Here is a 9,464-nt window from a genome sequence, read left to right on the forward strand (position 1 = left end):
GCCAGCGGCGCTGCCCCCTTCAGGCAGTGACGCCATCCCCGGCGGCCAGACGCGCGGCCTTGGCAGGCCGAGCTGGGGCCGTGGCGGTCTAAAGGGTGGACGTGGCGCGGTTTTCAGTACTGCAGTCCGTTGCCGTTCGGCCCAGCCAGATGTTGAAAGAATCAGCCTCCAGCGCTTATCTATCAAGCGCGGGGTGCTATTGAAAGAATAGCAATCGATGGCTGCGCGCCGCATCTCCGATGAGCCTGCCTACGTGCTGCACCGCTACGACTGGAGCGAGTCCAGCCTGATCCTGGACGTGTTCACGCGCCACCATGGCCGCGTGGCACTGGTGGCCAAAGGCGCCAAGAAACCCACCTCCAACTTTCGCCCCGTGCTGCTGCCGCTGCAGCCCTTGCGGGTGAACTACACCCTGTCGGGCGATGGGCAGGGTGAGATCCATGCGCTCAAAGGTGCCGAGTGGGTCGGCGGCCATGTCATGCCCACCGGCGATGCGTTGCTGTCGGGGCTTTACCTGAACGAATTGCTGATGCGCCTGGTGGCCCGTGAGGACGCCCATGCGCCTTTGTTCGATGCCTATGCCGGCGTGGTGCGCGTGCTGGGCAGCGAGCATGGCGATGCGCTCGAACCCGTGCTGCGCAGTTTCGAGCTGCTGCTGTTGCGCGAGATCGGGCTGCTGCCCAGCCTGGGCGCCGACACGGCCACGCTGGCGCCGCTGCAGACCGCCGCCCGCTACGCCCTGGTGCCCGAGGCCGGCCTGCGCCCCGCCATCGCAGCCGACCGCGCAGCGCTCGCCGGCGCGCAGTGGCTGGCGTTGCAGCGGGCCCTGGAGGCTGGCGAGGGCGCCAGCTATACCGCCACGCTGCGCGTGATCGCCCAGGCGGGCGTGCCCGTGGCGGGCGAACTCAAACCCCAGTTGCGCGCGCTGCTGCAATACCATTGCGGCAGCCCGGTGCTGCGCACCCGCCAGCTCATGATGGACCTGCAATCGCTATGACCCGTTCTTCCGCTTCCCAACCCAACGTTTCGGCCCGCACCGCACTGTCGGTCAACGTCAACAAGGTGGCCCTGGTGCGCAACACGCGGCACCTGGGCATTCCCAGCGTCACGCGGGCAGCGCTGCTGTGCCTGCAGGCGGGTGCCCAGGGCATCACCGTGCATCCCCGCCCCGACGAGCGCCATGTCCGCCCGGGCGATGTGCATGACTTGGCGGCGCTGCTGAAAGACTGGCCGGAGCGGGAGTTCAACATCGAAGGCAATCCGTCGCAGAACCTGATGGACTTCATCCGCACGGTGCGCCCGCAGCAGGCGACCTTCGTGCCCGACAGCGAAGACCAGTTCACCAGCGACCACGGCTGGAGCTTTCCGCAGGATGCCGAACGCCTCGCGCCGCTGATCGCCGAGTGCCGGCAACTGGGCGTGCGCGTGAGCCTGTTCATGGACCCGCTGCCCGAGCAGATGGCCGCAGCCCGTGCGGCGGGCGCGGACCGCGTGGAGCTGTACACCGAACCCTACGCCGCCGCCTGGGGCACCGAGCGCCAGGCCGCCGAGCTGGAGCGCTACCGGGCCGCCGCGCAGGCCGCCCTGGAAGCGGGGCTGGGCGTGAACGCCGGCCACGATCTGAACCGCGACAACCTGGCTGCCTTCGTGCAGGGCGTGCCCGGGCTGCTGGAGGTTTCCATCGGCCACGCATTGATCGCCGATGCGCTGGAACTGGGCTACGCCGCCACGGTGCAGGCCTACCAGCGCTGCATCGACGAGGGCATGGCAGCGAGATGCTCCTGAATTGATAGCGATGTGCCCTAGTATTTCATGCCCTTGAGGCAGATTGGATCGATCAAACCATGATCTACGGCATCGGCACCGACATCTGCGACATCCGCCGTATCCGAGCGAGCCTGGAACGCCACGGCGACCGCTTTGCCGAGAAGGTGCTCGCCGAGGGCGAGCTCGCGACGTGGCGCGAGCGCGGAGCGCGCTGGCCCGAACGCGGCGTGCGCTACCTGGCCACTCGCTTTTCCGCCAAGGAAGCTTTCAGCAAAGCCATCGGCATGGGCATGCGCATGCCCATGACCTGGCGCCATTGCGAGGTGGCCAAGCTGCCCAGCGGCCAGCCGGTGATCGTGCTGCACGGGGCGCTCAAGGAATGGTTCGAAGGGCAGGGCCTGCAGTGCCACCTGAGCGTGACCGATGAGTCCGACTACGCAGCGAGCTTTTGCGTGGTCGAGAAAAAATAGCGCTGCAGCGCACGACTGTATTGCTTTTGCCGCTATCAAATTTGATTGAACCCTTGGCCATGACCGTTTCTGAACACGCGCCCCTCATCCTCGACGTCGCCGGCCTCGAACTCACCCCCGCCGACCGCCGCCGCCTGGCGCATCCCCTCACGGGCGGCGTGATCCTGTTCACGCGCAACTGGCAGGACCGCGCGCAGTTGCTGGCACTCACCAGCGCCATCAAGGCGGTGCGAGACGATCTGCTGATCTGCGTGGACCACGAAGGCGGCCGCGTGCAGCGCTTTCGCAGCGATGGGTTCACGCAGTTGCCCCCCATGCAGGCCTTCGGCGAGTTGTGGATGCAGGGCGACGGCCGGGGTGCCAAGGCCGTGCCGGGCAGCGGCGCGCTGCGCGCGACCAACGCGGCGACGGCGGCAGGCTACGTGCTGGGCAGCGAGCTGCGATCGTGCGGCGTGGACTTCAGCTTCACGCCCGTGCTCGACCTCGACTGGTCCGATGAGGCGCCCGCGGCATCGCCCGCTCCCGCACCGGCGCGGGCGGCCTCCACGTCCCGCAGCAGCGTGATCGGCGACCGGGCCTTCCACCGCGATCCGCGCGTGGTGGCGCTGCTGGCCAAGAGCCTGATGCACGGCCTGCTCCAGGCGGGCATGGCCAACTGCGGCAAGCATTTTCCGGGGCACGGCTTCGTGCGGGCCGATTCGCACACCGACATTCCCGTGGACCCGCGCAGCCTCAAGGCCCTGCTGGCGGACGACGCGGCGCCGTATCCGTGGCTGTCGAGCACGCTCACCAGCGTGATGCCTGCGCACGTGATCTACCCGAAGGTGGACGCCCGGCCGGCGGGCTTTTCGCGGCGCTGGCTTCAGGACATCCTGCGCCAGCAGTTGCGCTTCGACGGCGCGATCTTCAGCGACGACTTGAGCATGGAGGGCGCGCGGCGCATCGACGGCCGGACTGTCAGCTACACCGACGCCGCCGTGGCGGCGCTCGACGCGGGCTGCGATCTGGTGCTGCTGTGCAACCAGAGCCTGGTGGGCGAGGGGTCTGGCAAGGGTGCGGTGCTGGACGAAGTGCTGGACGGATTGCAGCAAGCCCGCTCGGCAGGCCGCTGGCAGGCGAGTCCGGACAGCGAATCGCGTCGCGTGGCCTTGCTGCCCGAAACCTTGCCCCAGCCATGGGATGAACTCATGCTCCAACCGGCCTATCTGCAGGCCCTTGAATGTTTGCCTTGAACCCCGAGGCCGTGGCTTTGCTGCCGCATTGGTAAGCAATCGTTGCCAGGGCATTCAGGCGCAAAAAAGCGGGGCTGCCTCTGCTGCGCTGTGAACGGGTATCCGAATCGCTTGGTTTTCATGGGAACGCCCCCTCAAAAGAGGGCTTGAGGGCCTCGAAGCGATTGATGCGCCAATGGGATGCGGCAACATTGGCCTACAACTGCGGGTCAACGGCGCTTCTCGCGAGCCGTTCTGATGAAACCATCCGCACGGAACGGCTGCCGAGCCCGAAGCGGATGGCCTTCAGGAGAAAAACCATGGCGCCCCTTGCAGACCCCCGTGCTTCCCGCCCCGCCGCCCGAGATTTTCCAGGCCCCGCTTTTTCCGGACTTCAACGCGCCGCACGCTTGCCTGCCACCACGAAGGGCATCGCGCTCACGCTCGTGGCCGTTTGTGTACTGACCGCCTGCAATCGGCAAAATTCCACCCCGCTGGTTCCGCCCCTCGCTCCTCCCGCTCCCACCGCGTCGGCCGCCCCCGCGGCGGCGCCGGTGACCGATGCCACACAGGCCGCCGCGCCGGTTGCCGTTCGCTATGTGCCGCCCAGCGCCGACGCGCTCTATCAGATGGTGGCACCCATCGCTCTGTACCCTGACAAGCTCGTGGCCCAGGTGCTTGCCGGGGCCACCTATCCGGAACAGGTCACGGCAGCGGAAACCTGGATGGGGCAGAACCCATCGCTCAAGGCCGCCGCGCTGACGGACGCGGTGGACCAGCAGCCCTGGGACCCCAGCATCAAGTCCCTGACGGCCTTTCCGAACGTGCTGGAGCAGATGGCATCCAACCTTCCTTGGACGGTGGCCTTGGGCAAGGCGTATTACAACGACCCCACCGACGTGATGAACGCCATCCAGGTGATGCGCTCCCGGGCCAGCAAGGCCGGCACCCTGAAAAGCTCGTCCCACCTGCGTGTGGCGACCGTGACGAGCGCGCCGCCGAGCCCGCCGGCTCCGCCCGACCTGCAGCCCGTGGCGGTGTACAGCGGACCGGCCGTGGTCGTGCCGCCGCCGACTTACATCGCCATCGAACCGGCAGACGTGCAAGCGGTGTACGTGCCGCGCTATGACCCGCAGGTGGTCTATGGCGCGCCCGTGCCGCTGTATTCCAGCTACCGCTGGACGGCGCCCGCGCCGGTCTACTCGACCGGCGTGGTGGCGGGAGCCGATCCGGTCGCGGTGGGGGCCCTGGCCTTCGGCGCCGGTGTGCTGGTGGGGGCGGTGGCCTCGCACCACCACTGGGGCTGGAACGCCTGGGACGTCAATTGGGGGCGGCCGCCCGATCGCGCCACCTGGGTCCAGGGGGCGTCCCTTCCGCCGCCCGTGGTGCGGCCAGCGGTGGTGTACCGGGGCAATACCTACATCTCGCAGTCGCACACGGTGGTGGAGAACATCCACAACCGCGTGACCGTGAACAACTTCTATGAGCGCGAACGCGGACCGGAGGGCGGACGCCCTGTTGCCGGCATCGCAGCCGGCATGCCCGCAGTGCCGATGGCGGCGGCGAATCCGCTGGCGTCGCCCGCATCGCCCGACGCCGGACACCGGGGCATGGTCCAGCCGGGGATGCCATCGCGGTTCGGGGCGCCGCAGGACCACCATGCGGCCCCGGGAGGTCCGGCTTCCATGGTGCCGCCAGCGCCTTTGGTGGCACAGGGTCAGCGGGTACTCCCGGCCGCGCAACAGCGGGCACACGACCGAGGACAAGAGGGAGCGATGCCGCAGCGCGTCGTCATGCAGGGCGCATTGCCTTCGCATCCCGCCGGGAATGCAGCGGTGCCTGGCATGGCACAGGCGCACGCGGTCGCGGTGCCATCCAACCGGCCGGAAAGGTCGGAAAAGCCGGATGTGCAGGCTGTGCACCCGGTGCGTGCGGGGGACATGCCGCGTTTGGCAGCGCAGGATGCACACCGCGAGAGCCAACACCCGCCCATGGCGGCAATGCCTGCGGCACAGGCACAGGCACAGGCGCGGCACTCCACGCCTCGGCCCGCCGAGCCGACACCCCATGCGCCGCCGCAGAGATTCGCTCCCACCGCTGCAGAGCGCATGCCCCCAGCGCCCGTGCACGCGCCAGCCATGGCGCAGCAGCAGCACATGCCTGCCGCGATGCCGCATGCTCCGTCAATGCCGCATGCCGGTGCGGTGCAGCCGCCGCCCCATGCGTCGCCCCCTGCGCAACATGGTCACACCCCCGAGCCCGGCCACCGGCCAGAGGGACATCGCCATGGGGAGGGGTGATTCGGCAGGGGTGTGCTCAGCACGACCGCCGCTCGCGCGCCATCATGGCTGCGGCGCTCGCTGCCCCGTCGGCATGGCGGTCGCGGCCACGCCGTGCCGCACGGTGCGCGATCAGACCGTGTCTTGGCTGATGGGCGGGGCGTCCGCTGGTGGAGCTTCTGCCGGCTCAGCGCCCGGCTTTCGGGGCGGGCCGCCTTTCCACCGCCGTACCACGCGCTGGAAGATGAGGGCGTTGGGAATCTGAAGCAGCACGCTCTCCGAGCCGTCTTCGCTGGCGGCGAAGTCCTCGAGCGTGGTGTAGAGCAGGTTGATGTCGATCACGCGGCCTTTGGCCCCGGGCTTCTCCGCGGTGTCCAGCACCTCGATGTAGTCCCCCAGGCGAAAGGGGCCCACGGTGAAGATCAGCAGCGCGCAAAACAGGTTGGACAGCACGCTCCATGCGGCGAAAAAGGCGACCGCGCCCACGGTGGCAAAGCCTGTGAAGGCCGTCCACAGCACCGTGGCGGAGACGCCCAGGCGCTCCAGCACCAGCAGCAGGGCACTGCCCATGATGACCCAGCGCAGCAGGCCGTTGATCGGCACCATCATTTCGATGGGCCATTGGTAGTGATGCCCGGCGCGCGCGACCAGCCGGCGCAGCGTGCGCTGCAGCACCACGGCGACGATCAGGATCAGCAGGATCTGCAGGCCCGGCACGATGATGTCCAGCCAGTCCTGGATCCAGTCCGGAAAGTAGGGTTTCAGGCGCAGCATGAAGCTCCAGTCGCTCGGCAAGAGTCCTCCCATCAGCCGCGCAATTGCTCGACGGTGTCCATCTGCATCTCGAAGCTGAAGAATCGGGCGCGCCCCTGGGCCTTGGCGGCGTAGAGCGCCTGATCGGCCCGCATCAGCATGGCCTCCGCGCTGGTGCCTTCGTCGGGAATGCAGGTGGTGATGCCGCCGGAGAGCGTCAGCACGGGGCCCAGCGGCGAATCGGGGTGGGGAAGGGCGCGCACCGACAGCAGCTTGCCCAGCGCACGCGCGAAGGTCATGGCGCCGGATCGAGGCGTACCGGGCAGGATCAACGCGAATTCTTCGCCGCCGTAGCGGGCGGCCACATCGCGTGGGCGGGTGCACACATCGCGCAACAGGCGGCTGATGTCCTTCAGGCAGGCATCGCCCTGCAGATGGCCGGCCGAGTCGTTGTAGCGCTTGAAATGGTCCAGGTCGCACAGCATCAGCGTGAGCGGTTCCCCATCGCGCCGTGCCGTGGCGATCTCGTTGTGCAGGATGCGGTCCAGGCCGCGGCGGTTCACCAGGCCGGTGAGCGCATCCACCTCGACCATTTCATTGAGCCGCTGGTTGGCGATGTGCAATTCCTGCGACAGCGACACCAGCCGGCGGCGCATGTCCAGCAAGCGGCGCATGGCGCGCAGCTTGGCCACCAATACGATGGGCTTGACGGGCTTGACCAGGTAGTCGTCGCCACCGGCTTCGATGCCGCGCCACACGTCCAGATCGCTGTCCAGTCCCGAGAGAAAGATGATGGGCGTCCATCCCCCGGGCTCGGCCTCGCGCATCTGCTGGGCGACCCAGTAGCCGTCGTTGTGGTCCGACAGGCGGATGTCCAGCAGCACCAGGTCTGGCCGGTGCAACTGAAAGAGGTCGAGCGCCTGGTCGCCCGATGCGGCCTCCAGGACATCGGCCACGCCCGCATGGCGGAGCTCGGCCGTCAAAACGGCCCGCAACGAGGCTTGGTCTTCCACCACCAGCACCGTGAAAGGCATCGCGTCCGCAGAGCCGCCGTCGCGCTGCGGCAACAGGGTGGGTTGGGGTGTGGTCATCGCGGTCCCTTTCCTGATGGCGGGTGCAGGCCGCACGGCCTGAAAAGACCGCAGTCCTCTGCCTTCAATGCTCTCGGCGCAATGCAGGAAACAGGATCACGTCGCGAATGCTGGGACTGTCGGTCAGCAGCATCATCAACCGATCGATGCCGATCCCGCAACCACCTGTCGGCGGCATGCCGTATTCAAGGGCGCGCACGAAGTCGTGGTCGAAGAACATGGCTTCGTCATCGCCGCCGTCCTTGGCCGCCACCTGGGCCTGAAAGCGCGCGGCCTGATCCTCGGCGTCGTTCAACTCGGAAAAGCCGTTGCCGAATTCGCGGCCGGTGATGTACAGCTCGAACCGCTCGGTCACCTCGGGCCGCGTATCGTTCGCACGCGCCAGGGGGCTGATCTCGGTGGGGTGTTCCATGATGAAGGTCGGCTGCCAGAGCTTGTCTTCCACCGTTTCCTCGAAGTACAGCACCTGCAGGCTGGCCAGCGTGCGCTTGGACAGCTGGTTCTTGTCTTCGCTCATTCCCAGCTTCTTGAGGGCGCTGATGAGCCACGCGGCATCGTCCACATGGGCGCCGGCTTCGGTGTACTGGAAGATCGCCTCGCGGATGGTCAGCCGCTGGAACGGCTGCGACAGATCGACCTCGCGGCCGCCGTAGGTGAGCTGCAGGGTGCCAGCCGCCTTCATGGCGGCGTCGCGCACCAGTTGCTCGGTGAAGTCCATCACGTCGCGGTAATTCCAGTACGCCGCGTAGAACTCCATCATGGTGAACTCGGGGTTGTGGCGCACCGAGATGCCTTCGTTGCGGAAGTTGCGATTGATCTCGAAAACACGCTCGAAGCCGCCCACCACCAGGCGCTTCAGGTACAGCTCGGGCGCGATGCGCATGTACATCTCCTGCTCCAGCGCGTTGTGGTGCGTGACGAACGGCTTGGCGTTCGCGCCACCGGGAATCGGGTGGAGCATGGGCGTTTCCACTTCCAGGAAGCCGTGCTGCACCATGAACTCGCGCAGGCCGCTCACGGCCTTGCTGCGGGCGATGAAACGGCTGCGGGCGGCTTCATCGGTCATCAGGTCCACATAGCGCTGGCGGTACTTCACTTCCTGGTCGGCCACGCCGTGGAACTTGTCCGGCATGGGGCGCAGGCTCTTGGTAAGCAGGCGCAGCGTGGAGACCTTGATCGACAGCTCGCCGGTCTTGGTCTTCATCAGCGTGCCCTCGGCGCCCACGATGTCGCCCAGGTCCCAGTGCTTGAACGCGGCATACAACTCTTCGCCCAGCGCATCGCGCGTGACGTACAGCTGCAGTCGCCCGCCCGTCGTACCGAGCGAGCCGTCCTGCAGGGTCGCGAAGCTGGCCTTGCCCATCACGCGCTTGAGCATCATCCGGCCGGCAACGCTCACGGTCACAGGCGTGGCTTCGAGCGTTTCGGCATCGTGCCCTGCATATTGCGCCTGAAGGTCAGCCACATGGTGGGCGGGCTTGAAATCGTTGGGAAACGCCACGCCCTTGCCCGCTGCCTGGGCCTCCCTCAGGGCCTTGAGTTTTTCGCGGCGCTCGGCGATGAGCTGGTTGTCGTCGGAGGCAGGGGTGGAAGTGTCGGACATAGATTGAAATGATGGCGAGGAGAGACGTCGCGCGACGAAACCTGCCATTTTAAGAGCGTAGTCAAAACGGCAGCGCTAGCTGTGATGTCTCAATAGGTTGTTCACCCGAATGGGTCTGGGAAACTGGAGTTACTCATAAGTCAGTAACTTAGAGAACATTCTATTGCGCAGAGCGGCGATCGGTGCTTTCATTGGCATGAAACGAGACGGACGCACCCTGGCCCACAATGTGTTGGAAGAAATGCGCATGCTGGCCGTACAGCGCATGCGCGAAGGAGAGTCGCCAGCAG

8 protein-coding genes are annotated in these 9,464 nt (G+C 67.0%); 5 read left to right on the forward strand and 3 right to left on the reverse strand.

What is annotated here, in order from left to right:
* Positions 1 to 217: 217 nt before the first annotated feature.
* From recO to AVHM3334_RS07940, 5 genes are all read left to right on the forward strand, one after another.
* Positions 218 to 997: a DNA repair protein RecO gene (recO, locus tag AVHM3334_RS07920; RefSeq protein WP_284411151.1), complete on the forward strand. Its 780-nt coding sequence runs from the start codon at positions 218 to 220 to the stop codon at positions 995 to 997.
* Entirely contained in the window at positions 994 to 1,785 is a 792-nt protein-coding gene (locus tag AVHM3334_RS07925) for a pyridoxine 5'-phosphate synthase (RefSeq protein ID WP_284411153.1), read from the forward strand. The genes recO and AVHM3334_RS07925 overlap by 4 nt, the downstream gene beginning before the upstream one ends.
* A 59-nt stretch (positions 1,786 to 1,844) precedes the next feature.
* Entirely contained in the window at positions 1,845 to 2,237 is a 393-nt protein-coding gene (gene acpS / locus AVHM3334_RS07930; protein ID WP_284411155.1) for a holo-ACP synthase, read from the forward strand.
* A 59-nt stretch (positions 2,238 to 2,296) separates the two neighbouring features.
* Positions 2,297 to 3,469 (forward strand): beta-N-acetylhexosaminidase, encoded by a 1,173-nt coding sequence (gene nagZ / locus AVHM3334_RS07935; protein ID WP_284411156.1) that lies wholly within the window; start codon positions 2,297 to 2,299, stop codon positions 3,467 to 3,469.
* A gap of 389 nt (positions 3,470 to 3,858) precedes the next feature.
* Complete coding sequence (locus tag AVHM3334_RS07940; RefSeq protein WP_284411158.1) at positions 3,859 to 5,748, forward strand: DUF3300 domain-containing protein; 1,890 nt, start codon at positions 3,859 to 3,861, stop codon at positions 5,746 to 5,748.
* A 111-nt stretch (positions 5,749 to 5,859) separates the two neighbouring features.
* On the opposite strand, the gene AVHM3334_RS07945 is transcribed toward AVHM3334_RS07940, so the two are convergent.
* The 3 genes from AVHM3334_RS07945 to lysS all read right to left on the reverse strand — a co-directional run bounded on the left by AVHM3334_RS07945 (position 5,860) and on the right by lysS (position 9,174).
* A complete protein-coding gene (locus AVHM3334_RS07945) occupies positions 5,860 to 6,534 on the reverse strand; it encodes a mechanosensitive ion channel family protein (protein WP_284411159.1) in 675 nt (224 codons plus the stop codon).
* Positions 6,534 to 7,514, reverse strand: a complete 981-nt coding sequence (locus AVHM3334_RS07950) for a GGDEF domain-containing response regulator (RefSeq protein ID WP_284411177.1) — start codon at positions 7,512 to 7,514, stop codon at positions 6,534 to 6,536. Before AVHM3334_RS07950 ends, AVHM3334_RS07945 begins: the two co-directional genes overlap by 1 nt.
* Positions 7,515 to 7,635: 121 nt before the next feature.
* A complete protein-coding gene (gene lysS / locus AVHM3334_RS07955) occupies positions 7,636 to 9,174 on the reverse strand; it encodes a lysine--tRNA ligase (RefSeq protein ID WP_284411161.1) in 1,539 nt (512 codons plus the stop codon).
* Positions 9,175 to 9,464 lie beyond the last annotated feature (290 nt).

Source organism: Acidovorax sp. SUPP3334, assembly GCF_030159055.1.
Lineage (GTDB): Bacteria > Pseudomonadota > Gammaproteobacteria > Burkholderiales > Burkholderiaceae_C > Paracidovorax.

Excerpts from the sequence above, each read along its gene's own strand:
- acpS (WP_284411155.1), top strand. The coding sequence starts at position 1,845 with ATGATCTACGGCATCGGCACCGACATCTGCGACATCCGCCGTATCCGA.
- AVHM3334_RS07925 (WP_284411153.1), top strand. The coding sequence starts at position 994 with ATGACCCGTTCTTCCGCTTCCCAACCCAACGTTTCGGCCCGCACCGCA.
- AVHM3334_RS07945 (WP_284411159.1), bottom strand. The coding sequence starts at position 6,534 with ATGGGAGGACTCTTGCCGAGCGACTGGAGCTTCATGCTGCGCCTGAAA.
- nagZ (WP_284411156.1), top strand. The coding sequence starts at position 2,297 with ATGACCGTTTCTGAACACGCGCCCCTCATCCTCGACGTCGCCGGCCTC.
- AVHM3334_RS07950 (WP_284411177.1), bottom strand. The coding sequence starts at position 7,514 with ATGCCTTTCACGGTGCTGGTGGTGGAAGACCAAGCCTCGTTGCGGGCC.
- lysS (WP_284411161.1), bottom strand. The coding sequence starts at position 9,174 with ATGTCCGACACTTCCACCCCTGCCTCCGACGACAACCAGCTCATCGCC.
- recO (WP_284411151.1), top strand. The coding sequence starts at position 218 with ATGGCTGCGCGCCGCATCTCCGATGAGCCTGCCTACGTGCTGCACCGC.